Here is a 25001-nt window from a genome sequence, read left to right as displayed (position 1 = left end):
TGGGCCGATGACCGTTCGATGAGCGCGTTCTACGATCCCCGCATGGGCCGCGCTGAGAGCCGGGTGATCCGGTTCATCTCCCTGGTGGGTATCGCGTGGGCGGCGTTGGCGATCGCGCTGTCGCCCGCTCCGGCCGCGCGGACCGTTCTCGCGGGGACGTTCATCGCGCTGTGCGCACGGCAGGCGTGGCGGCCGTGGCTGCCCTCGGAGCGACTGGTGCCCTTCGCCGCCCTCGCGGTGTTCGGCCTGCTGGTCCTGGCGCCTGTAGCAGAGGGGGCACCGGACGGTTTCCGTCCGTTCCCCTTCGCGGAGGGAAGCTACGCGGACGGGGCATTGGCCGTGGCGAGCGCACCCGTGTGGATCCACCTCGCGGTGCTCGCCCGGCTGAAAGACCTGGCATGGTGCGTCCCGGTGACGCTGGCGATGGCTCCGGGACGTGATCTGCTCGGTGGAGAACTGCCGCTGTGGCCCGCCTGGACACTGTGGGAGGTCGGCTTCCTCCTGCTCGGAGGCGCCTTCCGTGTCCACGGAATGGTCTACGAGGCACGTCTACGGAGGGAGCGCGAAGCCGTGGCGGAAGAACGGAGAAAGATCGCCCGGGAGGTCCACGACCTGGTCGGCCACGGGCTGGGAGCGGCGCTGCTGAACATCACGGCGGCCCGGATGGCCGCCCGACGCGGAGATTCCGACGCCGTCACCGCCGCGCTGGAGGAGGCCGAACGCATCGGGAGGCAGAGCGTACGCGACGTACGCCGCGGCCTCGTCCTGCTGCGCGGCTCCGCACCGCCGGACGGGGCGATCGAACCCGCCCCGCCGACGGCCGAAGACCTGCCCGCCCTCGTCGACCACTGGCGCGCCACCGGCCTGCCCGTCGCCCTGACCGTCCGGGGAGAGCCCGCGGCACTCGACTCCGCCGTGGGACTGGCGGTCTACCGCATCGTGCAGGAGTCGCTCTCCAACACCGCCCGCCACGCCCCCGGCGGAAGCGCCTCCGTCACCGTGGACGTCGGCGAGCGGACCGCCCGGATCACCATCGAGGACTTCGGAGGCCGTCCGGCCCGCGCGCACGCCGACGGCCTCGGCCTGATCGGGATGCGGGAGCGCGCCGCCGCTCTGGGCGGATCCCTGGACGCCGGGCCCGCCCGCGGCGGCTGGGCGGTCCACGCCGTCCTGCCCCTCACCGGGAGCATGCCGTGACCGGCCTGCTGCTCGTCGACGACCAGCAGCTCGTCCGGGCGGGGCTGCTCCGCATCTTCGACGCCGCGCCCGATCTGCGGGTCGTCGGGGAATGCGCCGACGGCGACGAGGTGCCGGCCGCGGTGGCCCGCCTCCGCCCCGATGTGGTCCTCATGGACGTGCGCATGAAACGCGTGGACGGCGTCCGCGCCACCCGCCTTCTGCGCCGAGGGGACGCCCCGCCTCCGGTGCTGGTCCTCACCATGTTCGACGAACCCGAGGTCGTCGCCGCGGCCCTCGCCGCCGGGGCCGCCGGAATCGTCCTCAAGGACGCGCCGGGCGAGGAGATCGTTCAGGCGGTCCGCGCCGTCGCCGGCGGGCGCGGCTGGCTGGACCCGTCGGTGACGCCCCAGGTCCTGGAGGACTACCGCGCCCACCACCGGCCCGCCGCGCCGCCCGCCCTGGCCGCGCTGTCCGTCCGGGAGCGGGAGGTCCTGTCCCTCATCGGCACCGGCGCCACCAACGCCGAGATCGCCGCCCGCCTCCACATCGCCGAGGGCACCGTCAAGACCCACGTCGGCGGCGTGTTCGCCAAGCTGGGCCTGCGGGACCGCCCCGCCGCCGTCGTCTTCGCCCTCCGCCACGGGATCGCGTCCTGAAGGAATGTCGGAAGGGGTCCCTAGGGTGGCGGGATGGCCGATCGCAAGCACGGGGTGGCGGCTCCTCCCACCGAGACGACGATTCGATCCCGCGACTGGGAGTTCCGCGACCTGGAGCGGGAGGCCTTCCACCGGGTGCTGTTCGTCGACGTCGATCTGACGGAGACGGTGAACCGCGGCTCGGTGTTCGAGGAGTGCACGTTCCGCGGCGTGCGGTTCAACTGCTCCGTGCACGAGGAGGCGGCGTTCCTCAACTGCACGTTCACCCGGTGCACGATGTTCGACGCACGGTTCACCCGGTGCAAGCTCACCGGCAGCATGTTCGACGGCTGCACCTACGGCGCCTTCAAGGTCACCGGCGGCGACTGGTCCTTCGTCGGCATGCCGGGGGCGGACCTGCGGGGAAGCCGGTTCTCCGAGGTCCGCCTGCGCGAGGCCGACCTGACCGGCGCCCGGCTGGAGTCGGCCGAGGTGCGCGGATGCGACCTGTCCGGGTCGTGGCTGCACAGCGCCGACCTCACCGGGTGCGATCTGCGCGGCAGCGACCTCGCGGTGTTCGACCTGGACGCCACGCGGTTCCGGCACGCCGTCATCGACCCCTACCAGGCGACGACGGTCGCGACGGTCTTCGGTTTCGACGTCCGCCCCGAATGAGGCCTCACCACGCGTCGTTGCCGGTGTCGGAGGCGAGGTCCTCCTCGCCCTCCAGGAGGGCGCAGACGTCCTTGGGCAGCTGGTCGAAGGCGTGGTCGAGCGCTCCGCGGCCCAGGTGCCGGCGCATGCAGCGGGTGACGGCGGCCAGTGAGGGCACGGCCGCCTGGCCGCGGATGGCCGAGGAGTCGCAGAACGCCTCCAGGTACTGGTCGCGCCCGTACTTCTTCGGGACGTTGCCCGGCGACCAGCCGTCGTAGTAGACGCCCCGGAAGATCTCGGGGAGCTGCGCGGCGAAGTGCGCGCCGGTCTGGACGGTCAGCCGGTCCCGGAGGGTGTGGAGCCAGCCGCGCAGCGCCCGGTACGCCTCGCGGCGGTCCTCCGTGCCGAGTTCCCTGGCGATGTCGTCCAGCCATCGGTTGGTGGTGTCGATGCTGTGGTCGAGGTGCTGCACTCCGGTGAAGGGCATGGATTTCCTCCTGACGGCTCCTCACGGCTTCATCCCTCCTTGGTAGCCCGGATCAGGCGGAGAGGAGGGGTGAAACTCCCCAAGCCGGTGAAAGGGAGTGCACAATAAAAGTTTGCCGATTTATGGTGATCTGTCACACAGGGTGGCATTTGGGGCGGTCGTCGGATTAGTGGGGCCGGTCGGGGGCAAGGGAGGAGAGCGGCTGCCACCGACCCGGGGGAGAAGATGGAGACCGACGACAAGAAGGCACGGCTCAGGGAGATCGAGGAGGACATCGCCGGGCTCCGCAGGGAGTTCCCGGACCGGACGGACGACCCGCAGGACTACGGGGACGCCGGGGCCGCGCTGACCCAGCGCCAGGAGATCTCGGCGCAGCTGGAGGCCCTGGCCACCGAGCGCGACCGGCTCAAGGAGGAGCTCGGGCTCGACTGAGCGCGGGCAGCGGGGAAAGGAGACCGCCATGACCGACCGGCATCACGACGTGCGCGGGGAGCACAAGTACCAGCAGGAGGTGTCCTCTCCCGGGCAGCACGAGGAACGGCCGGGGCGCAGCCTCGTCACCACCAGCCACGAGGTGATCCGCCAGTGGGCGGACGAGCGGGGCGCCGAGCCCGCCACGGTGCCGGGCAGCCAGTACGAGGGGCGGCCGGGCCGGCTGCTGCTCGACTTCCCCGGCGGCAGGGGCGAGGACCTCCAGCACATCTCCTGGGACGACTGGTTCGAGACGTTCGAGGCGCGCGGGCTCAACTTCCTCTACCAGGAGCACAGGGCGGACGGCTCCCAGAGCAACTTCTTCAAGCTGGAGAACCCCGGCGGCGACCGGCACTCCGGCTGACGCCCCTCACAGGGGGCGGACGCCGCGCGCCTCCGGGCCGCGCTTGCCCGGCACGGTCTCGAAGGAGACGCGCTGGCCCTTCCCGAGCGTCTTGAAACCGGGCATGTCGATCCGCGAGTAGTGGACGTAGACCTCCTCGGAGGAGGCGTCCGGGACGATGAATCCGTAGCCCTTCTCGGACTTGAACGACTTGACGGTCCCGTGCCGGACACCGTCCCGCACCGGTCGCGCCCCGTCCTCCCGCTCCGCCGGGCCGGAGGGCTCCACGGGACCGGAGGGCTTCGCAGGATCGGAGGGCGTTGCGGGACCGGAGGGTTCCGCGGGGCCGGAAGGCTGCGGCGGGGCGCCTCGGCGGAGCAGCAGCGTCCGGAGGGTCTCGGCGGCCCGCGCGGCGGAGGGCCGGAGCTCCGGCTCCTTGCGCAGCAGGTCGTTGAGGAGCACACCCAGCGCCCCCGCGTGCAGGGCGGGCCGCGGCGGCCGGTTGAGGACCGCGTTGAAGAGCGCCGCGAGCGTCGGGGCGGCGAACGGCGTCTCGCCTTCCACCGCCGCGTACAGCGTCGCGCCGATCGACCACAGGTCGGCCGCCTCGGTGGCGGGCAGCCCCTCGATCTGCTCGGGGGCCATGTAGAGCGGGGTGCCCAGGACGGTGCCCGCCCGGGTGAGGACGGTGCTGTCGGCGAGGCTGGCGACGCCGAAGTCGCTGATGACGACACGCCGACCGTCGATCATGATGTTGTCGGGCTTCAGGTCGCGGTGCACGATCCCCGCCGCGTGCGCCACCGCGATCGCCTCCAGGAGCTCGCATCCGATCGAGGCGACCCGCTCGGGCGCCAGCCGCCCCTCCCGCCGGATCAGCGCCCCGAGCGACCCCCCTCGGATGAACTCCATCACCAGCACCGGCATGCCGCGGTGCGGGACGACGTCGTGGATGGTGATGACTCCCGGGTGGTTGAGCCGCGCGGCGGCCCGCGCCTCCCGCATCACCCGTCCGACCAGCAGCTCCTGCTGCTCGGGCGCGATCCCCGGCCGCACGAAGAACTCCTTGAGCGCCACCTCGCGCTCCAGCACCTCGTCCAGGGCGCGCCACACCCGCCCCGCCGCCCCCTCGCCGATCGCCTCGACCAGCCGGTACCGACCCCCCGCCGACTCACCGGCGACAGCAGCGTTCATCACGCCCGTCACCCTAACCGCGTCCTTCCCCCGCCCGCTCCCGGCTCAGGCGGTTTCCGCGGGCCGGGCGGAGGCCGCCAGGGCGTCGATCCAGTTCTCCAGGCGGTGGCCTTCGGCGGTCATCAGGTCGGGGTCGCGCAGGGTGTTGGTGAGCAGGGCGATGCCCTGGTAGGCGGCCAGGAGGGCGACGGCGAGCTCGCGCGCGTCGGCGCGGCCCAGCTCGTGGAACTGGCGTTCGATCCAGTCGAGCAGGCGCCGCATGAGCCGGGCGACGGCCGCGTCCAGGCCGTCGGACCGCTTGTCGAGCTCGCTGGCGAGCGTTCCGGTGGGGCAGCCGTACCGGGCGGCGAGCTCGCGCTGCCCGACCCAGCCGCGCACCAGCGCCTTCAACCGCTCGTGCGGCGCGGGGAGGGCGTCGAGCGCGGCGGTCATCTCGTCCAGTTCCCGCTCGTGGACGCCGATCGCCGCCTCGACGAGCTGGTCCTTGGTCTTGAAGTAGTAGTAGACGTTCCCGACCGGCACCTCGGCGACCTGCGCGATGTCGGCGAGCGTGGTCTTCTCCACGCCCTGCTCGTGCAGCACCCTGGCCGCCGCCGAGGCCAGCCGCTCCCGCTTGCCCGAGCCGCGGCGCCCCCTTTTTGAGTCAGTCACCCGACTGACTATAGACGCCGGGGCCGGGGACCGGCTAGGGTCGCGTCTAAGTCAGTCAGCTAACTAAGAAAAGGTGCGACCATGATCGTGGTGACCGGGGCGACCGGCAACGTCGGGCTGGAGCTCGTGCGGATCCTCAACGGCGCGGGCGAGCCGGTGGCCGGCGTCTCGCGCCGGGCGGTGGACCTTCCCGGCGGTGCGCCCCACCACAGGGGCGACATCGCCGACCCGGAGGGCATCCGTCCTCTGCTGGAGAAGGCGGACGCCCTGTTCCTCCTCGTCGCCGGGGAGCTCCTCGCCGGCGGCCCGGATCCGGCGGAACTCCTGCGCGCGGTGCGGGAAAGCGGCGTCCGCAAGGTCGTCCTGATGTCCTCGCAGGCCGTGGGCACCCGGCCGGGGGCCGTCTCGCACGCCCGGCTGCACGCGTACGAGGAGGCGGTGCGCGGCTCGGGCCTGGACTGGACGATCCTCCGTCCGGGCGGCTTCATGACGAACGCCTTCGCCTGGATCGAGCCGATCCGCGCCCACCGCACGGCCGCCGCCCCGTTCGCCGACACCGGCCTGCCGCTCGTCGACCCGGCCGACATCGCGGCGTGCGCCGCCGTGGTCCTGCGCGAGCCGGGCCACGCGGGCCGCGTCCACGAGCTCACCGGACCCGCTCTCAGCACCCCGCGCCGCCGCGCCGAGGAGATCGGCGCGGCCCTCGGCGAACCGGTGCGCTTCGTCGAGCAGACCCGGGAGGAGGCCCGCGCCCAGATGCTCACCTTCATGCCCGAACCGGTCGTCGAGGGCACCCTCTCCATCATCGGCGAGCCCACCCCCGCCGAGCAGAAGGTCGGCCACGACGTCGAGTACCTCCTCGGCCGGCCGCCGCGCGCCTTCGCCCGATGGGCCGAGGCCCACGCCGACGCCTTCCGCGCCCCGGCCTGAGGACCGGAGCGGCCGCGCCGCGGCCCCGGGTGCCGAGGCCCTGGGTGCCGCGGCCCCGGGCGCCGTGCGCGCCCGGGGCCGCGAGGCGTCGGGACCGCGGCGCGGACGTCGTTCAGCGGCGGGTGTACCGGATGGTGGCGCGGAACTGGTATTCGCCGTGGTACCAGCTCTGGTGGGTGCGGAAGGTGAGGGTCCGGGCGGTGCAGGTGTAGGAGGCGCGCTTGAGCACGACCATGTCCCAGAGCCGCTTGTCGCGGATGACCGCGGCCAGGGAGCGGTGGCGTCCGGGAGCCTGGCTGCGGGTGAAGGTGGCGTCGCCGGAGGCGGTCTTCGCCTTCAGTGCGACGGTCCCTTTCGCTCTGCCCCGGAGCTTGACGCCGACCTTGAGTTTCTTGTCGTACTTCATCCATTCATTGATGGGTTTGCCGCTGTCGGTACCGGTGATGACCGCCTTCTTCGAGCGGGTGAAGTCGTAGGACAGCGCCGACTTCGTGACGGTGAGGCGGACGCCCTTCAAGCCTTTGCTGACGTCGGTGTACTCGACGTAGCCGATGTTCTCGGCGGAGAAGTTCGTGAGCCTCCACTTCCCGACGGCGCAGGGCCCGGCGGCAGCCCCGGCGGGGGAGGCGGCGGCGGGCAGCGCGCAGGCGGCGAGGACGGCGACCAGAACGAGGCGGGGGATTCGCGGGTGCATGTTTCCTCTCGGTGAAAGCGCAGGTCAGACGATAACAGTGTGATAAGCGGATTGAACCACTGCTAATACGGCTTCAGAACAAAGTGGAGAAGGTGTTAAATGGCCGCAATCCGGCAGGCCGGTCGGCGATGTAGAGGAAGAAGTCCTTGGCATTGGTCAAAGGTGGCAGGGCCATGGCGTGGACCGTGGCCGTGGCGGTGGCCCTCAGCCTCGCCATCGTTCTGACCGTCGCGTACTTCAGCGGCCCGTCCGAGCCGGAAGGGTGCGCGGACGCGCCCGAGGGGATCCGGCTGAACAGCGCCGAGCACGGCGAATGCATCGGGATCACCGACGGAGGCTACATCTTCACCCCGGCGGAGGGCGGGGACCTCGGCGAGGCCGACCGCGCGGCGGCCGCCGAGATCGCGGAGGTGCAGAAGAAGCTCCTCGAGGAGAACCGCCGCGTCGTGAAGTCCGGCAACTACGTCAAGGTGGCGCTGCTCTCGCCGCTGACGGTGTCCAAGAAGATCCCGTCGACCATGTCCCTCCAGCAGATCCGGGACACCCTGCAGGGCACCTACACCGCGCTCGTCCGCGCCAACCGCTCGTCGGTCTTCAGCGACCCCGCCGCCGTGCAGATCCAGCTGCTGCTGGCCAACCAGGGCAGCCAGCAGGAGGCCGGCACGCGTTTCGTGGAGGGGCTGACGGCGGTGTCCGAGCCGGACCATCCGCTCGTGGCCGTCGTCGGGCTCGGCTCCAGCGTGGAGAACACCGAGAAGGTCGCCCGGGACCTGGCGGGCCGCGGCGTCCCGATGGTCAGCGCCGTCACCTCCGCCGACACCCTCACCGGCATCGAGGGGCTGTGGAGCGTCTCGCCGGGCAACAGCCAGTACGCCCAGGCGCTCAAGGAGTTCCTCGACCGGCCCGACCAGCGGGAGCTCAAGAACGGCATCATCGTCCACGACCGCAACGAGGACCCGTACACCACCACGCTGCGCGCCGCCTACGAGACCGTTCTCGATTCGTACGTGCGCTATCCCAGCCAGGACTACGCGGGCAGCACCGCCGAGCAGCCCCTGGCGCCCAACGCCTTCAGGCCGGTCATCGACAACCTCTGCGCGGCGACGGGGCGGCAGGACGACCCGCTGGACGTGGTCTTCTTCGCCGGGCGCCTCGCCGACTTCGAGGTCTTCGCCCAGTACCTGGACGAGCGCATCTGCCGGCAGGACCCGCTGACGGTCATGGTCGGCGCGACGGGCTTCGCCGGCGCGGAGAAGTACGGCGACCTCCTGAAGGGGGCGAACGTCACCGTCGTGTACGCGACCTCCTCCGACTCCCAGAGCTGGGGCGCCGGGGAGAAGGGCACGCCGCGCCACTACACCGACTTCCAGAAGGCGTTCCTCTCGCACGGCTTCGACGCCGCCGACCTGCGCGACGGGTACGCGATCGCCCACCACGACGCCCTCGCCACGGCCGCGACGGCGATCGGGCTCGCGGCGATCCCCCGCAAGCAGGACACGTCCGCGCGGCTTCCCACGCCCCAGGACGTCAAGGCGCAGTTCAGCAGGCTGAACCTCGCCAACGTGGTGCGCGCGGCCTCGGGCGAGCTGAGCTTCGAGCCGTCCGGCGGCCGCGCGGCCGGGCGCTCCATCCCGCTGCGGCAGGTCGGATCGAACTCCCAGGTGCCCGCGCTCCCCGAAGGGCTCACCCCCTACGTGGTGCCGGCCCCCTGACCGGACGAGAGGGAACCGCCGTGCGCCGCCACATGATTTTGGAGGACCGGTACGAACTGGTCGACCTGCTCTCGCGCGGCGGCATGGGCGAGGTGTGGCGGGGCTTCGACCGGCGGCTGGACCGGCCGGTGGCGATCAAGGGCATCCGGCTGGACATGGCGGCCTCGGACCGGGTCGTCGAGCTCTTCCAGCAGGAGGCCAAGATCGGCGCCAAGCTGCGGCATCCCGGCCTCACCGTCATCCACGACCTTCTGGAGTACCGCCTCGACGACGATTTCGCGGCCCGCGAGAAGGGCCTCGCCCTAGTCATGGAGTTCCTCGAAGGCGAGGACCTGGGCAGGCTGCTGGAGGACCGGGCGTTCTCGGTGCGCGAGACCCTGGAGCTGGGCGCGAAGATCCTGGAGGCGCTGCGCGCCGCGCACACCGCCGGGGTGATCCACCGCGACGTCAAGCCGAGCAACGTCATGGTGCTGCCCGACGGGCGGGTGAAGATCTGCGACTTCGGCATCGCCAAGGCCCGCGACTCCACCAAGGGCCTGACCGCCGACGGGATGCTCGGCACCTACGCCTACATCGCCCCCGAGCGCATCAGGCGCGAGAAGACCGACGCGCGGGTGGACCTCTACTCGTTCGGCATCGTGATGTACGAGCTGCTGCGGGGCAGGCCGCCCTTCGAGGGGGAGCCGGGAGCGGTCCTGCACGCCCACATGGAGGAGGTCCCCCACAGCCTCCGCGGCCCCGACGGCGTGCCGGACCTGCCCGAGGAACTCGACGAGCTGGTCATGCAGCTGCTGGAGAAGGACCCCTCCGCCCGCCCCCCGGACGCCAGGACGGTCCTGCGCCGCATCAGGGCGATCGAACGCTCCCTTCCCCGCCTCCTCCAGGGCCGCTACGAACTCGTCCGCCGCCTCGCCTCCAGCGGCCTGACCGACACCTATCTCGCCCGGGACGTGCGGACCCACCAGGACGTCGCGCTCCGGCTCCTGCGCTCGGACCTCCTGGGCGACCCGTCGTCCCACGAGGAGTTCCTCCACGAGCTGGACCGCGACCGCCCCGACTCGGTCGCGGCGGTCACGGCGACCGGGGAGAGCCCCCTCACGGTCACGCTCCCCTTCGCCGTCCTGGACCTGGGCCGGTCCGCCCCGCTGCGCGAGCGCCTCGCGGACGGCCCGCTGCCCGCCCAGGAGGCGGTGCGGCTCATCGACCTCGTCCTGCGGGCGATCGAGCGCGGGCACGCCGACGGCCTCGCCCACCCCGGCCTGGGCCCCGACACCGTCCTGCTCTCGGGCGACACGGACCGCCCGGAGGTCCGCCTCCTCACCTTCGCCGCCCGCTCCCCGGAACTGACCAGGATCGACGGCGCCCCGGCCGAGAGCCCGGAAGACGACCTCCGCGCCGTCGCCCGCCTGCTGCACGAGCTCCTCACCGGCTCGCCGCACGCGCCGGGCGCCGAGCCCTCGGCCATCAACCCCTTCGTCCCGCAGTGGTGCGACGAGATCGTCCGGACGGCCCTGTCGCCCGACCGCCCGTACCGGTCCGCCGCCGAGTTCCGCCGCGCCCTGCGGGAACGGCCCGCCCACGTCCCCGTCGAGCGGCCCGCCGAGCGCCGGCCGCGGCCGCCCGCCCCGCTCGGCTATCTGGGCGTGGGGCTCCTGATCGTCATCACCCTCGTCTCCACGGGCCTTCTCCTGCTCACCTGGCTCCGCGGCTGAGGCGTCACGGCCCGGCGAGCAGCCGCCGGGCGGCGGAGAACCCCGGCGCCAGCAGGCGGCGTACGGGGGCTTCGGCGCGGAGCGCGGCACGCGCGGCGTTGGAGCCGCACGCGCCGTGGACGCCCCCGCCGGGATGGGCCGAGGAGGAGGCCAGGTAGAGGCCCCGCACCGGGGTCCCGGCACCGCCCGAGCCGGGGACCGGCCGGAAGAACAGCTGCTGGTGGACGGCGGCCGTCCCGCCGTTGATGGCGCCGCCGACGAGGCCGGCGTTGTGCTCCTCCAGAGCCGGAGGGGAGAGGACGCGGCGGTTCAGCACGCGCCGCCGGAAGCCGGGCGCGCGGCGTTCCACGGCGGCCTCGACGCGGTCGGCCATGGCCTCCCGCTCGCGTTCGTCCCAGGCGCCGGTGATGCCGTCGCGGCCGCCGTCGGCCTTCACCCGGTGCGGGACGTGGGTGTAGGCCCAGGCGGATTCGGTGCCCGCGGGGGAGCGGGTGGCGTCGGTCGTCGTCATCTGGCCCAGGAGCAGGAACGGGTCGCCGGGCACCCGCCCGGTGGCGAGCAGGGCGCTCTGCTCGGTCAGCGCGTCGACGCCGTCGGCCAGGTGGACCGTCCCGGCCCGCGCGGCCTCCGGCGAGGCCCACGGGACGGGCCCGGACAGCGCCCAGTCGACCTTGAAGGCGGGGGCGTCCCACTGGAAGCGGCGCATGTCCTCGCGCAGCCGGGAAGGCAGGTGCTCCCAGCCGACGAGGCCGCCGTACAGGTGGGTCGCGGGGACGTCGGCGAGCACGGCCCTGCGTGCACGGACGGCCGTGCCGTCGGCCGTCCGGACGCCCAGGGCACGCCCGTCGCCGACGACCACGGACGTGACGGGAGCTCGGCAGACCACCTTTCCGCCCCTCTCCTCCAGCCTGCGGACGAGCGCCGAGGTCAGCGCTCCGGCACCGCCTTCGGGCGCGGGCCAGCCGTACTGCTGGCCGACCATCGTCAGGAGCCAGCCGAAGATCGTGCCGCCGACGGACTCGGGGGAGAAGTCGGCGTGCAGCGCCGAACCGGCCAGCAGCAGCCGCGCGCCCTCGCCGGCGAACTCCTCCTCGCCCATCCGCCGCACGGGCAGGGACAGGAAGCGCGCCAGCCGCAGACCGTCCGCCGCTCCGAGCCGGGCGGCCAGGGCCAGTCCCGGACGGATCGGGGGGAACGGCGAGAAGAGCGCCTGGAGGACGTCGTCGGACAGCTCCCGCCACTGCCGGTAGAGCCGCAGCCACGCCTCCCCGTCCCCGGGGGCGAGCGCGTCCAGGCCCGCGGCCGTACGGTCCGGCTCGCGTTCCAGCACCGCGCAGCGCCCGTCCGGCAGCGGATGGGCCAGGACGGCGGGAGCGTGCCGCCACCGCAGCCCGTACCGCTCCGGCTCCAGCGCCCGGATCACCGGGGAGGCCACCCCGAGCGGGTGGAAGGAGCTGCAGAAGTCGCTGACGTGGTCCGGGTGTACGCCGCGGTCGCTGCGCACGCCGCCACCGGGCTCGTCCTGCGCTTCCAACACCAGGACGTCCCAGCCCGCGTCTGCCAGAATGTTGGCCGCCACCAGCCCGTTCGGCCCAGCACCGATCACCACCGCGTCGGACACGGGCACCTCCCTTCCGCAGGGCTCCAGAATGCCCGTCCGCCGCGGCCCGGTGTCGCGCGGGTCCGGCACGGGCCGAAGACGACTGGTGATTTCCCCGATGCGCGGATCCGGCCGGGATCGCAGACTCCTGAGCACGGCCCGAGGCACCCTCCGCCCCCCGCCCGGGCACGACCGCAGAGGAGACCCCCATGTTCGGCAAGAAGCTCAGGGCGCTGCGCCTGGCGCCGCTCGTCGCGGCGGTGGCCGCGGCCGGCGTCGTCGCCGCCCCGTCCGCCCAGGCCGCGGACAACCCCTACGAGCGCGGCCCGGCCCCGACCAACAGCAGCATCGAGGCGCTCCGCGGCCCGTACTCGGTCTCGCAGACCTCGGTGTCCTCGCTGTCGGCCATCGGCTTCGGCGGCGGCACGATCTACTACCCGACCACCACCTCCGACGGCACGTTCGGGGCGGTCGCGATCTCGCCCGGCTTCACCGCCTACGAGTCCAGCATCTCCTGGCTCGGCCCGCGCCTGGCCTCGCAGGGCTTCGTGGTCTTCACCATCGACACCCTCACCACGCTGGACCAGCCCGCCAGCCGCGGCGACCAGCTGCTGGCCGCGCTGGACCACCTGACCCAGCGCAGCACCGTGCGCACCCGCGTCGACTCCTCCCGCCTGGCCGTGATGGGCCACTCCATGGGCGGCGGCGGCACGCTGGAGGCGGCCAAGGACCGGCCCTCCCTGAAGGCCGCGATCGGGATGACGCCCTGGAACCTGACCAAGAACTGGTCGGGGAACCGGGTGCCGACCTTCATCATCGGCGCGGAGAGCGACTCGGTCGCCCCCGTGTCCTCGCACTCCGAGCCCTTCTACGACAGCCTGTCGGCGACCTCGGAGAAGGCGTACCTGGAGCTCAACAACGCGTCGCACTTCGCGCCCAACACCTCCAACACGCCGATCGCGAAGTACTCGATCTCCTGGCTGAAGCGCTTCGTCGACGCCGACACCCGCTACACCCAGTTCCTGTGCCCCGGCCCGAGCCGGAGCACGGACGTGGAGGAGTACCGCTCCAGCTGCCCCTTCTGATCCCCTCGGCTCCGCGACGGCCGCCCGGCGACACCGGGCGGCCGTCCCCTTTTTCCGCGCCGGGCAGGCCCTTGGCAGAGACCATACTCGTAAGTATGGTTCCGTACCATGAAGTATGGAGATGAGGTCCTCGACCGCGTGCGCGCCCTGACCCCCCTGCTGGCCGAACGGGCGCAGGCGGCGGAGGAGGCACGGCGGCTCCCCGACGAGACCGTCGCCGACCTCGCCGGGACCGGGGTGCTCGACCTCCTGGTCCCCCAGCGGTTCGGCGGCGCGGAACTCGCCCTCGACGCCCTGGTGGACTCCTGCCGGGAGATCGGCGCGGCCTGCGGCTCGACCGGCTGGCTGACGGCGATCTACACCATGCACAACTGGATGGTCGCCCTCTTCCCCGAGGAGGCCCAGCGCGAGGTCTGGGCGGACCGCCCGTACGCGCTGATCCCGTGCGCGCTGTCCCCCGGGGGCACGGCCGAGGCCGTGGACGGCGGCTACCGGGTGACCGGGCGCTGGTCGTGGGGGAGCGGCGTCATGCACGCCGACCACGTGATGGTGATGGCGCTCGTGACCGTCGAGGACACCCTCGAACCCCGCGTCTTCCTGCTGCCGCGCGAGGACGTGACGGTCCACGACGTGTGGCACACCAGCGGGATGCGGGCGACCGGGAGCAACGACATCGAGGTCCCCGACCGGTTCGTCCCCGCGTACCGCTCGGTGGCGCTGCAGGACCTCACCGAGGGCCGGGCGCCGGGCGCGCAGGTCCACCCGGGCACGATGTACCGCGTCCCGCTGGTGCCGGTGTTCGTCCTGACGGGCGCCGCCCCCGTCCTGGGCATCGCCGAAGGGCTGCTCGCCGGCTTCGCCGAGCGGATGCAGGGCCGCGTGATGGCCTACACGGGCGTCCGCCAGCGCAGCCTGATGAGCGGCCAGATCCGCCTGGCCAAGGCCACCGCCGACCTCGCCGCCGCCCGCCTGCTCCTGGAGGACGAGGTGCGGCGCCTGACCCGGACGTACACCGACGGAGGCTCCTACGACCTGACCCGGCGCGCTCATTCACGCCTGGTCGCCGCGCACGTCGCGGCCGTGGCCCGTACTGTGGTGAACGAGCTGTGCGCGGTGTCGGGAGCCAGCGTGCAGTTCATGCACTCGCCGTTCCAGCGCGCCCAGCGCGACGTGAACACGATCGCGGGCCACGTGGTGTTCGACATGGACGCCACGTACGCGCTGTACGGCAAGGTCTCCCTCGGCAGCACCCCCGACGCGATGACGTTGGTCTGACGAGCCGAGCGGTTTTTCGAGGAGGACGCGTGGAGACGGCGAAGCGGGCACGCCCCAGGGTGAGCAGACGCGACTGGGTCGAGGCCGCCTACCAGGAGCTCGTCCGCAGCGGCGAGCCCGGCATCGGCATCAACGCGCTCGCCGCCCGCCTGGGCGTCACCAAGGGCAGCTTCTACTGGCACTTCCGCGACCGCTCCGAGCTGCTGCGCGCCCTCCTCGACCGCTGGGCCCACGAACGCACCGACGAGGTCCTCGGCCTCGCCTTCGGCACCACCCCCGACCCCCGCGAACGCCTCCGCCGCATCCAGGCACTCGGCGCCGAGGTCGCCTCCCTGGACCGCGCGATGCGCCTGTGGGCCCAGCACGACCCCGACGCCGCCGAAGCCGTCCGCCACGCCGACCGCGCCATGCTCGGCCACATCACCGCCTGCCTCACCGACCTCGCCGTCCCCGACGCCCCCCTCCGCGCCCTCCTCATGCTCCGCGCCTGGGTGGGCGGCTACCTCATCCCCACCCCGGAGGACACCCCTTCGGCCACCCCCGACGAACTCCTGGACTTCTTCCTGGGCCCGTGATCAGCACTTCTCGGCGGCCTGCACCCCGATCAGGTCGACCAGCGGCACCGAGGCGACGCTCTTCGTCCTGGGGCTCCGCACGAGCAACCGCCCCTGCGCGGACCCCGAGAGCTCCCCGCAGACGGTCCCCTGCCGGTGCACGACGGTCACGAGGACCGCGCCGCTCTTCGCGGGAGCCGTCCAGGTGATCCCCACCGCGACCGCGACCGCCGTGACGGCCGTCAGGGTCAGCAGGGACGCCCAGGCGACGAAGCGCTCGATGCGCACGACCTCGGCCGTGCTCCAGGAACGCAGATGCTCACCGGTGAGCAGGATCCTCCCGCCCGGATTCCCGGCCGCCGCGCTCACGGCGAGCATGGTCGCGGTGACGAGCAGGACCAGCGCCGCGCCCAGGAGGACCATGACGATCCAGCGGTACGGGTCGTTCAGGTCGGCGAGGCTGTCCTTGCCCTTGATGACGAGCACAGCGCCGAGGAGCGAGGTGAGCCCGGTGAGCGCCGCACGCCAGCTCTCCGCCTGCTTCCTGGCGATCTCCAGCTGCTGGAACTTCAGCTCGTAGGCCTTGAGCGCCCAGCGCTTGTCGTCCGGGCTCACGGAAGCCGCACCTTCCAGAACCGCCCGCAGCCCCGGTCGGTGGCCTCCGGCGGCCGCTCGGCGTGGACGTGCCCGCACATGCAGAACACCGTGATCTCCGCCGGGGCCGGCGCCGAGGCCCGCCGCCGGCCCTTGGTGCCCACGATGCCGCGACCGATCGCGAACTCGGTGAACGTACGACAGGCCGGACAGACCCCCTGGACGACCATGCCGTCCCCGTCCGGATCGGCGGTGACGGTGAACGGCTGATCCGCCGTCGCACGTGCTTCCGCGTAACCGATGTCCCGGTGGTGGTCGATGGAAGGACTCTCAGACATCGGCGGCCTCCGGCAGCTCGGGGAACGAGAACAAGGGGGCGTACACCCGCAGGCGTTCGAGCAGCCACCCGACCGAACTCTCGGTCCGCTCCGCGGCCTTCCGCAGATGCCCGGCGTCGACGGCCTCCACCGCGGGCGCCTGGCCGTCCAGATACGTGGTCAGCGCCAGCAGGTCCTGCCAGCGGACGATCTCATCCGGAACCGCCCCCGCGGGATAGTCGAGCGTCAGCCCGAGCGGCGCCAACCGCTGAAGCCGCCCGTTGACCTCGGCCGGGGTCCACCCCAGCCTCCCGGCGATACGAACGAGATCGAGTGGGCCGATATCGGAGATGTATTTTTCTCTCCAATATCTTGAACTTGTGGAAATCGCATATATGTCATACTCGTCGACCGGGGTCTGATCAAGTTTGGCAAGGGCCTCCTCGTCCAGTTCGGGGATTTGAGCTCCCAGTTCCCGGTAGGGCTCTAGTTTTTGAAGGTATCCCCTCAATGGAATGTTGTTATAAAACGCTCCGCTGATAACTTTTCCAGGGGCCACCTTCCACTCTTGAGGTTCTGTTTCTTGATAGGGTAGAGCGATCAGGTGGGTGAGGAAGTTGTGTGGAACCTCCAGAGAGAGACAGTTTTCAGGTATGGGCATGATGGAGGCATCGGGGTAGGCTGACAGGATTTTTTCCCTGGATTCTCCGATAGTGCAGCGGAGGTGGTACGCCAGAGTTGCAAGATGGAAACCCGAGAACGCACCTCTCGGTGTGATTATTTGTTTAAGTTTGCGGGCGGCTGCGGCATGGTTGCCATTGAAGCGCGTAGTCCCCGACAGTGCTTCGGCGATCAAAATGCACTGGTAGTTTTCGGTTATTCCGTTCGGGTTCTTCTTCAAGAAGCTCCGGTAGAGTTCTTCGAAGGCGAACCCAAGTTCTGGTGGGTCTATTTTAAGGTTGTGGCAGTTCTCGATTTCCGGCAGCTGGAGAAATCCCTTATTTTCCAGTGTGGAGAGGTTGTTGATCGTTTGGCCGAGGGTTGCTCCTGACTTCCCTGCCACAATTATTATCTCGACGATCGACATTTTCTTGCCAATGGATCGGGTGAGTTGGAGGGCTTCCATCTCTGCCGCTGTGAGATCATCTGGATACGCCTCGCGGTTCGCTACTCGCACGCCCAGTGGCTTGAGCCTGTCGGCCATCGCCAGGACATCGTTCAAGGGTCGGGCCAGCAAGCCGGTGGCTGACATCAGGTGCGCAGGGCTGAGCGCGTCCTCGACCCAGGGATGGGTTTTTTCTGAATTCTCTGTCAGTAGAAGGACATCGGCACTCGTACACGTGTAGTTGGCGAGGGCCCCAAGGTTGGGGGACTGGATGCTCCATCCTTCTGGGACTATTCGCGCGGCCTGATCGATGACTTCCCCTATGGGAATGTCCATTTCCATGGATGCTTTCACGATCCATCCTGCTATTGATTTATTGGCCTTCGCGCCGGGTCTCGACCATGCCCCAAAAGCGTAGAAGAGCTTCCTGTTGTCCTCCGCGCATCGATGCGAAATCTCTGGAATATTGCGCAGCTCGATGATGTTTATTCCCGTGATGGCATAGCGGGCGAGCCTTCGGATTATCTCCTTTGCGGGTTGTTCGGGGTGGGCCACGGCAGGGAGGAGTCTGTTGATGGGCACCCTGTCGTCGTCTTCGCTGTAGAATTGGAGGGCGCCTATATCGTTCATTATCCTGCTATCCGTGGGGTCGGTGACAGGGAACCCGTCGACACTACGGGGGGAGGTTTTGAAGTCCATGACGGGCATGTGGTTGGTATAGGTATTCCAAATTCCGTTTCGCCATGCTTGAAGCCAGCGGGGATATACAATCCCCGATTTGTGCGCATCGAGAAGGGCTTCGTCCTGGATGAATAGGCCGACGAGGTCAATGGGTGCTGATGTTGATTCGCTCCAGATTCCTCCGACTCTTACTGAAATGCCTTTGCCGGTGGCATAGTCGAAGATCTGCTGAGCAACCTCTGTGTTCGAGGTGGAGACTTTCCAGAGCCAGGACAGTGTGAAACCGGGCCACTCCATGAGCCGGGGAAGGGCTGCGGCTATCTGCTCCTTCACCCAGTCCTTGTCCCAGTTGCGCAGGGTCTTGCGGTCGACGGTGAACTCGGGGCGCTGCTCGTTCCTGAGGTTGATGATCAGCCCGTAGATCTCCTCGTTGGTGCGCAGGCCGTCGGCGGCGAGGCCGCCTTCGCCGGAGACCCACCACAGGTGGTCGCCGTGGGCCCGGGCGGCGGCCGTCTCGTCGTGGTAGCGCAGGACGCCGGGCTCCCACACCTCGGTCAGGCCGTCCTGGACGACCTCGACGCGGTGCTCGGCGACCCAGAGGAGTTTGCGCATCGTGCGGGAGACCGAGACGGAGGTCTCGTCGCCGGCGAGGTAGAGGCGGACGCGGGTGCCGCCGCCGCGCAGGTCGTCGGAGCGGGTGATCTGGAAGAGGCTGCCGCTGCTGGCGATGTGCACCTGGTGCGCGCTCGGCGCGACGGTACCGGCGCGGGGGACGTGCCGGGTCGTCACGGTGATCTCGTCGGCCAGCATGAAGTAGCTGAACACGCCGACGCCGAACTGGCTGTTGGGCACCATCTGCACCGGCGGGTCGAGCTCCTGCCAGGCGGCCTGCTCGTCGCGGAACTCCATCTGGTAGACGAGCCGTTCACCGGCGTTGGCGAAGACGTTCTTGAGGATCTCGATGTTCATCCCCGCGCCGTTGTCCTCGCACTCGATGAACCGGCGGCCGCCTTCCGTCCCCTGCCGCATGACGATCCGGCCCTCCCACGGGTCGGGGCGCAGGCCGCGGCGCTCCAGGGCCTGGGTCCTGGCCCCGCGGAGGCGGCAGGCGTCGAGCGCGTTCTGGTACAGCTCGCGGATCGCGAGGTTGGGGTCGTCGTAGAGCTGCCTGCCCATGAGCAGCTCCCTGACCTTGTCCTCGGCCAGCTGGAAGCGGGGCAGCGGCACCTCGTAGGCGCGTCCGGTGTCGGGGACCTGGACGGGCCGGAGCCCGGTCGAGGTGACACGCCGGGGCAGGCGGTCGCGCAGCCAGGACGGGACGGCCAGCGCGTTGAGCGACCGCTCGCAGGCGGTGTTCGCCCTGGCCGCCACGGCTTCAAAGACATCGTGGAGGGCCGGGTGGCCGCACGTGAGCCGCAGATCGAGGTCCTCGCCCTCGTAGTGCCAGCTCGCGTCGCGGCTCGCGGCGTTCTGCACGATGCCCAGCGGCAGCTCCAGCTGGGTCCCGAGGAGATCGGCGAGCACCGGTTTGCCGCGCCTCGTGTCGGCGGCCATCAGGCCGGCGAGCCAGAGGACCGCCGCGTATCCGCGCCACCGGTCGTCCACGTAGTCGTGTGCCAGCCAGGAGAGCAGGGACTCGTCGATCGGCTCCGCGCCGACCGCGCGGATGAGAGCCTCCGCGAGGTGGCAGACCTCCGCCTGCCCCGCGCTGCCCGCGCAGTCGGCGAACAGCCCGGCGCCCCATCGGTAGGCCTCCCGCGCGGCGGGTTTCCTCCAAAGGGACCTGCGTGCTCCCAGCCACTGGTGGACGAGCCACATGACGAGGGCGTTCCAGGGCTCCTTCTGGCCGCGGGCATGGAACCCCTCGGCCCGGCGGACGATGTGCTGGTACATCTCGTGCGAGACCTCCAGGTCCCGCCGGAGCCCGGACCCGTAGGTGCGGTCGAGGTTCTCCGGTGAGATTCCGGCGGCGTCGTGGATTCCCGCGGCCAGCACCGTCTCGTGGAGGAAGGGCGCGGCGATGAGGAAGGACGCCTCGGCGGGCCGCAGGCGGGCGTCGCCTCCCAGCAGGACGCGCACCGCTTCCAGCACCCGTCCGGGGTGGTTCTGGTCGGTCCAGGGATCGGTGAGGCCGGTGCGCCGGTGGAGGGCCGCGGAGGCGTCTCCGCAGCGGCGCGCGCATTCCGTGACGACGCGCAGGGTCTCCTGGCGGGCGGTTTCGGAATCGCCTTCGCAGAGGTCCCAGAGCCCGTTGGAGAGGACGGCGTTGCGCCAGGCCGCGACCAGTCCGTCACCGGCGCAGATCGGAATCCGGCTCGCGGACCGGAACACCTCGGGATAGGGAAGGTGGGGTTCCTGCTCGTCCCCGCTCCAGCGGGCCCGGTCCTTCATGTTCGCCTTCACCGCCTCGACGACCTCTTCCAAGGTGACGGCGGGATTCCGGCGGTCGAGGGCCTGGGCGAGCGCCTGGGTGAAGACGCTCCCTCTCTCGTCGAAGTTGCAGACCTGGCCGGGCCGGCATCCGTTGACCAGGACGAACGCGCCGCCTTCGGCGCGGTGCAGGAGCGGGTTGACGGGAGGGGCGTCGTCGGTGCGGACCGGCGTGCGGCAGGCGTCGACGATCATGAGGATGAGCCGGGCGCGGCACTCGGGGATCCCGTCGGGGACCACCGGGACGAGGCTGTTGGTGTCGAGTCGCCCGGTCGAGCGTCTGACGTAGGCGTCGCTCGGCACCAGGTAGTCGCGTCCGTCGATGGACACCCCGTGACCGGAGTAGTAGATGAGCAGCACGCCGTCTTCGGGGGCGTCCTCGTACGCCTCGTCGATGACCCTGGTGATGAGGTTGCGGGTGGGCGCGTCCTCGATTCCGCCGATGCCGTGGGACTGGACGTCGTAGTCGGAATTGCGGAGGGCGTCGGCCAACCTCTCGATATCGGACCTGACTATGTCTTCAATAGTGTCCAGGCCGGAATTCTTGCTCTGTGGCACACCGATCAGACAGGCCCTGCGCGTGACCATGGAACCCCTAGGGTTACGAAGCCGACCAAAGCGATGACAAGCACTTTAAGGTCTTCGATGTCAATCCCGTGGTATTCGCTGACATCTTCCTGGGCCACCGTCGAGCGCCGGTTCTCCCGGGCGGACGGCGGCGTGACGGACCTGTGGCTTGCCGGAAAGGGCCAGATCGCTTATTCGAGAGAAACAGCGGAGAGGTTCTGGTCACATGGGAGGGCGGATGTCTTCCGGTGCGGGGGGCCGAACACGGAGGTCTGAGGAGTGACGCGTCGGCTCGATGTGCCCGAGGAGGTGGCGGGGTACCGGGTGGGGGAGGAGGTGGGGCGGGGCGGCCAGGCGGTCGTGTACCTCGGGGTGGGCGAGGACGGGGCGCGGGGCGCGGTGAAGGTGTACGGGCGGGGGGAGGACGCCGAGGACCGGTTCGGCAAGGAGATCGCGGCGCTGCGGGAGGTGCCGGCCGGGTACGCGGCGCGGCTGCTGGACTTCGGCAGGCTCGAGGACGGACGGCCCTACCTCGTCACCGAGTACCTCGAGGGGCCCACGCTGAAGCAGCGGCTCGACGAGGTCGAGGACGGGCGGCTGGGGCCGGGGGAGCTGCGGGAGACGGCGCTCGGGACGATCGTCGCGCTGGCCGCCTTCCACGCGCACGGCGTGGTGCACCGCGACTTCAAACCGGCGAACGTGATCTGCGCGCCGGACCACCCCCACGTGATCGACTTCGGTATCGCCCGGCGGGCCGGCAGCGCCACGACCGTCTGGCGGGGACCGGTCGGGACCATCGCCTACATGGCGCCCGAGCAGTTCTCCCCGGGGCGGGCCGGGTTCGCCTCGGACGTGTTCAGCTGGGCCGTCGTCATGGTCCACGCCGCGACGGGCGGGCACCCCTTCCGCGACGAGGGCGACAACGCCGACCGGGTGGTCGAGCGGATCAGGACGCAGGTGCCCGACCTCACCGCCTTCCCGAGGCCGTGGCGCTCCCTGCTGCGCAGGTGCCTGCACAAGAATCCGCGCCGGCGCCCCGCGGCGGAGCGGGTCCGCGCGATCGTCGAAGGGCTGGACGACCCCGTCCTCACCGTTCCCGCCGCGCGGACGACGCAGGAGACGGCCGTCGATCCGCGACCGGGCGCGCCCGGTCCCGTCCGGTGGTTCGAACGGCCGGTGGCGGGGCTGGCCCTGGGCGCGGTGCTGGCGGGGACGGCCTGGGGCGGCGCGGAGCTGGCGGGTGGCTGGGCGGAGGACTGTCCGCAACCCCTCGTGCTGCGGGCCATGGCGCCGGCCGAGTCGCGGGAGGAGCTCCACCGGGCGGGGCAGGGCTTCGCGGCGGCGGAGGCCGGTGACGGATGCAGGCCCGTGCAGGTGGTGGTCTCCGCCCAGCCGTCGCTGGAGGCGCTGCGCGCGGGACTGCTGAGCGGCTGGGCGGACCGGCTGCGCACCGACCCGCAACCGGACGTGCTGATGATGAGCAGCTCGGCCGAGAAGGCGTACGTCGACCCCGCGGCGGCGGACGAGATCCCGCCGGGGGCGCGGCCGCCGCGGCTGGTGGACCTGGGAGGCACCGGCGTGAGGTCCGCGATGACCGTGGCCGCGACGGCGGCGGCCTGGGGCGTCCTCGACGCGGAGCGGCGGGACGGGCGCTGGAAGGACCTGCCGGGACTGCTGGAGCGGGCCGAGGCGCACGGGATCGCGGTGCTGCGCCCCAACCCCGACAGCGCGGCCTCGGGGACGCTCGGCAGCCTGGCCTTCTACGCCGACCCGGCGGTGAACGGGGACAGGAGGCGGCTGAACGCCTTCGAACGCCAGGTGGCGCGGGTCCCGCTCGCCGACGCGGGGGCGGCCATGTGCGCGCTGGAGGAGCAGGCCCAGGCGGTGGCGATCGTCCCCGAGCGCGTCGTCGCCGGGTACAACGCGGCGTCCACGTCCGGGCGGAGCACCGGATGCGGGACCGGCCGCCGGCCCACCACGTTCCCCCTCCTGCAGGTCGAGGGCCTCCCCCGGCTCGACCACCCGCTCGTCCACGTCGCCTGGCCCGGCGCGCGGTCGGCGGAGCGCCGGGAGTACGCCGAGCGGTTGCGCGGCTGGCTCGCCGGGCACGCCGCCCGGAGCGACTGGCCCGCCGGCTCGGTGCCCCTGGAGCCCGGCGCGCTCGCCGGAACCCAGGACCTCCTCAAGCAGACCCGCGGCGGGCGCACCGTCGAGGTGCTCATCGACCGGTCGGGATCGATGGAGCAGGACGCCCCGGGCGGCGTCCCGCTGGTCACCGTCCGGGCGCTGACCGGCGACCTCCTGGCGGAGCTGCGGGAGAACGACAGGGTCGGGCTGGCGGTCTTCCCCGGTCCGGGGGGCAGGGACCCGGCCGAACTCCTGGCGCGCGGCCCGGCGGGGCTCCAGGAGGTCAAGGCGGTGCGCGAGAAGGTGGAGGACCTCGAAGCCGACGCGGCGAGGACCCCGCTGCACCGGGCCCTGGCGGTCAGAGGCGCGGCGCTGAACGCCGCCGACCCCGCCGGGGTGCTCGTCGTCTTCACCGACGGGGCGGACGAGGACGTCTCCGAGGACGCGGCACGGGAGGCCGCCGTCGACATGGGAGTGGAGCTGGGCCGCCAGGGCGCCCCGCGGGTGGTCGTCGTGGTGCTGGGCGGGCGCGGGTGCGCCGACGGCGTCAAGACCCTGGACGAGAGGCTGGAGGGCTTCGTGTGCGTCGCGGCCGGAAGGTCGTCCTATGAGGAGCTCCGGGCCAGGCTGTTCGTCGAGATCTGGAGATGAGCATGCGCCAGTGGAAGTTCGCCGCCGGGCTGCTCGCCGGAGTGCTCCTCGTGTGCGTCGCGGCCCTGGCCGTCCACCGGCCCTGGCGGGGGAGCGGCTGCCCCGGGCGCACGGACCACACGCTCGTCGTCCTGGGCGACAAGGACGTCAGCTCCGGCAGGCAGCGCAAGGCGGAGATCGAGCGGTGGCGCGGCCCCGGCGGGACGCGTGCGGAGCTGCGCGAGCTGTCGGGGGTGGCCGACCTCCAGCACGCCCAGCTGGCCGCGACGGCCCAGGACGGCGGGTGCGGCGTCGACGTCTACCTCCTCGACAGCCCCTGGGTCGCCGAATTCGCCGAGGCGGGCCATCTGGAGCCCTTCGGGGAGCCGGTCGGCGGGCTGCTGGAGGGGAGGCTGCGGGAGAGCGGAGAGCACGCCGGAGAACTGTGGGCGGTGCCCTTCAGCGCCGACGCCCCGCTGCTGTACTACCGCAAGGACCTGCTGGAGAAGGCGGATCTCGACCCGCCCACGAGCTGGGACGAGGTGTGGGAGCACTCCCGGACGCTGCTCGCGGACCCCTCCAGCGGGCTCAGCGCCGGATACGCCGCCCAGCTGGCCCACTACGAGGGCTTCACCATCAACGCCCTCGAACTGATGTGGACGCACGACAGCAGCGAGCTCCTCGACGACGACGGCGAGGTCGAGATCAACACGATCGCCCTCCAGGAGATCCGCAAGAAGCTCGGCGACTCCCGGCTCATCGCACGGGACTCCTTCACCTGGCACGAGGACGAGGCGACCCGCGCGTTCATCGAGGGCGAGACGCTGTTCCTGCGCAACTGGCCCACCGCCTACCGGCGGCTCGCCGAGGACCCGTCCGTCACGGACGCCGGGCGGCTCGCCGAGAAGTACGGCGTCACGGTGCTGCCCGGGAGCGGCGTCCTGGGCGGGCAGAGCCTGGCCGTCGCCGCGCACTCCCCGTACAAGGAGGAGGCGCGGCGGCTCATCCGGGCGCTGACCGGGTACGACGCCCAGAACAGGCTGTTCTGGTGCGGAGGGTTCGCGCCCGTGCGCGCCGAGGTCTACGACAGGCGCAGCCCGCAGACCTGCGACGCCCAGGACTCCGACGACGCGGACGGGTACGTCGCCCGGCTGCCGCCGGAGGAACTGGAGACCCTGCGCACGGCCGTCGAAGAGGCGCGCCCCCGGCCGAACACCCCCTACTACACCGAGTTCAGCCGGGTCTTCCAGGAGCTCCTGTACTGCGACCTCCAGCCCGCCGCGCTGGTCACGGCATGTCCGCAGAAGCCGGGATCGGCCCCGGAGTTCCCGGACGACCTGGAGAAGCGGCTCACCGAGGCTCTGCGGGGGAGGTGAA

The 25001-nt window shown here is 71.3% G+C and carries 21 protein-coding genes; 13 read left to right on the top strand and 8 right to left on the bottom strand.

All coding sequences use genetic code 11. The features are described 5' to 3' along the window. Positions 1-42: 42 nt before the first annotated feature. From ABD140_RS15860 to ABD140_RS15850, 3 genes are read left to right on the top strand one after another with little or no spacing between them, the layout of a single operon-like run. A complete protein-coding gene (locus tag ABD140_RS15860) occupies positions 43-1197 on the top strand; it encodes a sensor histidine kinase (protein WP_344241426.1) in 1155 nt (384 codons plus the stop codon). After that, positions 1194-1835: a response regulator transcription factor gene (locus ABD140_RS15855; protein WP_344241424.1), complete on the top strand. Its 642-nt coding sequence runs from the start codon at positions 1194-1196 to the stop codon at positions 1833-1835. Before ABD140_RS15860 ends, ABD140_RS15855 begins: the two co-directional genes overlap by 4 nt. 33 nt (positions 1836-1868) lie before the next feature. Beyond that, positions 1869-2489 (top strand): pentapeptide repeat-containing protein, encoded by a 621-nt coding sequence (locus tag ABD140_RS15850; RefSeq protein WP_344241422.1) that lies wholly within the window; start codon positions 1869-1871, stop codon positions 2487-2489. Between the two features lie 4 nt (positions 2490-2493). On the opposite strand, the gene ABD140_RS15845 is transcribed toward ABD140_RS15850, so the two are convergent. Then, positions 2494-2955: a DUF2267 domain-containing protein gene (locus tag ABD140_RS15845; RefSeq protein ID WP_344241420.1), complete on the bottom strand. Its 462-nt coding sequence runs from the start codon at positions 2953-2955 to the stop codon at positions 2494-2496. A 225-nt stretch (positions 2956-3180) separates the two neighbouring features. On the opposite strand from ABD140_RS15845, the gene ABD140_RS15840 reads away from it, so the two are divergent. Further along, complete coding sequence (locus tag ABD140_RS15840; RefSeq protein ID WP_344241418.1) at positions 3181-3387, top strand: hypothetical protein; 207 nt, start codon at positions 3181-3183, stop codon at positions 3385-3387. A 28-nt stretch (positions 3388-3415) separates the two neighbouring features. Further along, positions 3416-3790 (top strand): hypothetical protein, encoded by a 375-nt coding sequence (locus tag ABD140_RS15835; protein WP_344241416.1) that lies wholly within the window; start codon positions 3416-3418, stop codon positions 3788-3790. 6 nt (positions 3791-3796) lie between these two features. Here the strand turns inward: ABD140_RS15835 and ABD140_RS15830 are convergent, their stop codons facing one another. Together ABD140_RS15830 and ABD140_RS15825 are read right to left on the bottom strand one after the other, a co-directional pair. Next, positions 3797-4960: a protein kinase domain-containing protein gene (locus tag ABD140_RS15830; protein ID WP_344241629.1), complete on the bottom strand. Its 1164-nt coding sequence runs from the start codon at positions 4958-4960 to the stop codon at positions 3797-3799. A 45-nt stretch (positions 4961-5005) separates the two neighbouring features. Beyond that, complete coding sequence (locus ABD140_RS15825; protein WP_344241414.1) at positions 5006-5611, bottom strand: TetR/AcrR family transcriptional regulator; 606 nt, start codon at positions 5609-5611, stop codon at positions 5006-5008. An 81-nt stretch (positions 5612-5692) separates the two neighbouring features. Here ABD140_RS15825 and ABD140_RS15820 point away from each other — a divergent pair, with 81 nt between their 5' ends. Next, entirely contained in the window at positions 5693-6541 is an 849-nt protein-coding gene (locus ABD140_RS15820; RefSeq protein WP_344241412.1) for an SDR family oxidoreductase, read from the top strand. A 112-nt stretch (positions 6542-6653) separates the two neighbouring features. On the opposite strand, the gene ABD140_RS15815 is transcribed toward ABD140_RS15820, so the two are convergent. After that, positions 6654-7235: a hypothetical protein gene (locus tag ABD140_RS15815; protein WP_344241410.1), complete on the bottom strand. Its 582-nt coding sequence runs from the start codon at positions 7233-7235 to the stop codon at positions 6654-6656. A 173-nt stretch (positions 7236-7408) separates the two neighbouring features. Between ABD140_RS15815 and ABD140_RS15810 the strand changes: the two genes are divergently transcribed. Together ABD140_RS15810 and ABD140_RS15805 are read left to right on the top strand one after the other, a co-directional pair. After that, positions 7409-8947, top strand: coding sequence for an ABC transporter substrate-binding protein (locus ABD140_RS15810; RefSeq protein WP_344241408.1), 1539 nt, complete (start codon positions 7409-7411; stop codon positions 8945-8947). A gap of 20 nt (positions 8948-8967) precedes the next feature. Further along, positions 8968-10659, top strand: coding sequence for a protein kinase domain-containing protein (locus ABD140_RS15805; RefSeq protein WP_344241406.1), 1692 nt, complete (start codon positions 8968-8970; stop codon positions 10657-10659). Positions 10660-10663: 4 nt separating this feature from the next. Here ABD140_RS15805 and ABD140_RS15800 read toward each other — a convergent pair whose 3' ends face one another. Next, positions 10664-12280, bottom strand: coding sequence for a phytoene desaturase family protein (locus tag ABD140_RS15800; protein ID WP_344241404.1), 1617 nt, complete (start codon positions 12278-12280; stop codon positions 10664-10666). A 188-nt stretch (positions 12281-12468) separates the two neighbouring features. Between ABD140_RS15800 and bdeA the strand changes: the two genes are divergently transcribed. The 3 genes from bdeA to ABD140_RS15785 all read left to right on the top strand — a co-directional run bounded on the left by bdeA (position 12469) and on the right by ABD140_RS15785 (position 15194). Beyond that, positions 12469-13344 (top strand): bis(hydroxyethyl) terephthalate hydrolase, encoded by an 876-nt coding sequence (gene bdeA / locus ABD140_RS15795; protein ID WP_344241402.1) that lies wholly within the window; start codon positions 12469-12471, stop codon positions 13342-13344. Positions 13345-13452: 108 nt separating this feature from the next. After that, positions 13453-14619: an acyl-CoA dehydrogenase family protein gene (locus ABD140_RS15790; protein ID WP_344241400.1), complete on the top strand. Its 1167-nt coding sequence runs from the start codon at positions 13453-13455 to the stop codon at positions 14617-14619. A gap of 29 nt (positions 14620-14648) precedes the next feature. After that, positions 14649-15194 (top strand): TetR/AcrR family transcriptional regulator, encoded by a 546-nt coding sequence (locus ABD140_RS15785; protein ID WP_344241398.1) that lies wholly within the window; start codon positions 14649-14651, stop codon positions 15192-15194. Here ABD140_RS15785 and ABD140_RS15780 read toward each other — a convergent pair whose 3' ends face one another. From ABD140_RS15780 to ABD140_RS15770, 3 genes are read right to left on the bottom strand one after another with little or no spacing between them, the layout of a single operon-like run. Beyond that, a complete protein-coding gene (locus tag ABD140_RS15780) occupies positions 15195-15788 on the bottom strand; it encodes a hypothetical protein (protein ID WP_344241396.1) in 594 nt (197 codons plus the stop codon). Further along, positions 15785-16105 (bottom strand): hypothetical protein, encoded by a 321-nt coding sequence (locus tag ABD140_RS15775; protein ID WP_344241394.1) that lies wholly within the window; start codon positions 16103-16105, stop codon positions 15785-15787. Before ABD140_RS15775 ends, ABD140_RS15780 begins: the two co-directional genes overlap by 4 nt. Then, entirely contained in the window at positions 16098-20888 is a 4791-nt protein-coding gene (locus ABD140_RS15770) for an HD domain-containing protein (RefSeq protein ID WP_344241392.1), read from the bottom strand. Before ABD140_RS15770 ends, ABD140_RS15775 begins: the two co-directional genes overlap by 8 nt. Before the next feature lie 258 nt (positions 20889-21146). Here ABD140_RS15770 and ABD140_RS15765 point away from each other — a divergent pair, with 258 nt between their 5' ends. Both ABD140_RS15765 and ABD140_RS15760 read left to right on the top strand, forming a co-directional pair. Continuing rightward, entirely contained in the window at positions 21147-23645 is a 2499-nt protein-coding gene (locus ABD140_RS15765) for a protein kinase domain-containing protein (RefSeq protein WP_344241390.1), read from the top strand. 2 nt (positions 23646-23647) lie between these two features. Then, on the top strand, positions 23648-25000 hold the full coding sequence (locus ABD140_RS15760; RefSeq protein ID WP_344241388.1) for an extracellular solute-binding protein: 1353 nt from the start codon (positions 23648-23650) through the stop codon (positions 24998-25000). The last annotated feature ends 1 nt before the right edge of the window (position 25001 follow it).

Origin of the sequence: Actinocorallia libanotica (assembly GCF_039525175.1) — a bacterium.
In the GTDB taxonomy this organism is placed as follows: domain Bacteria; phylum Actinomycetota; class Actinomycetes; order Streptosporangiales; family Streptosporangiaceae; genus Actinocorallia; species Actinocorallia libanotica.
The sequence above is the reverse complement of the archived record's forward strand: the minus strand, read 5'-3'. Positions and strand labels throughout refer to the sequence as shown.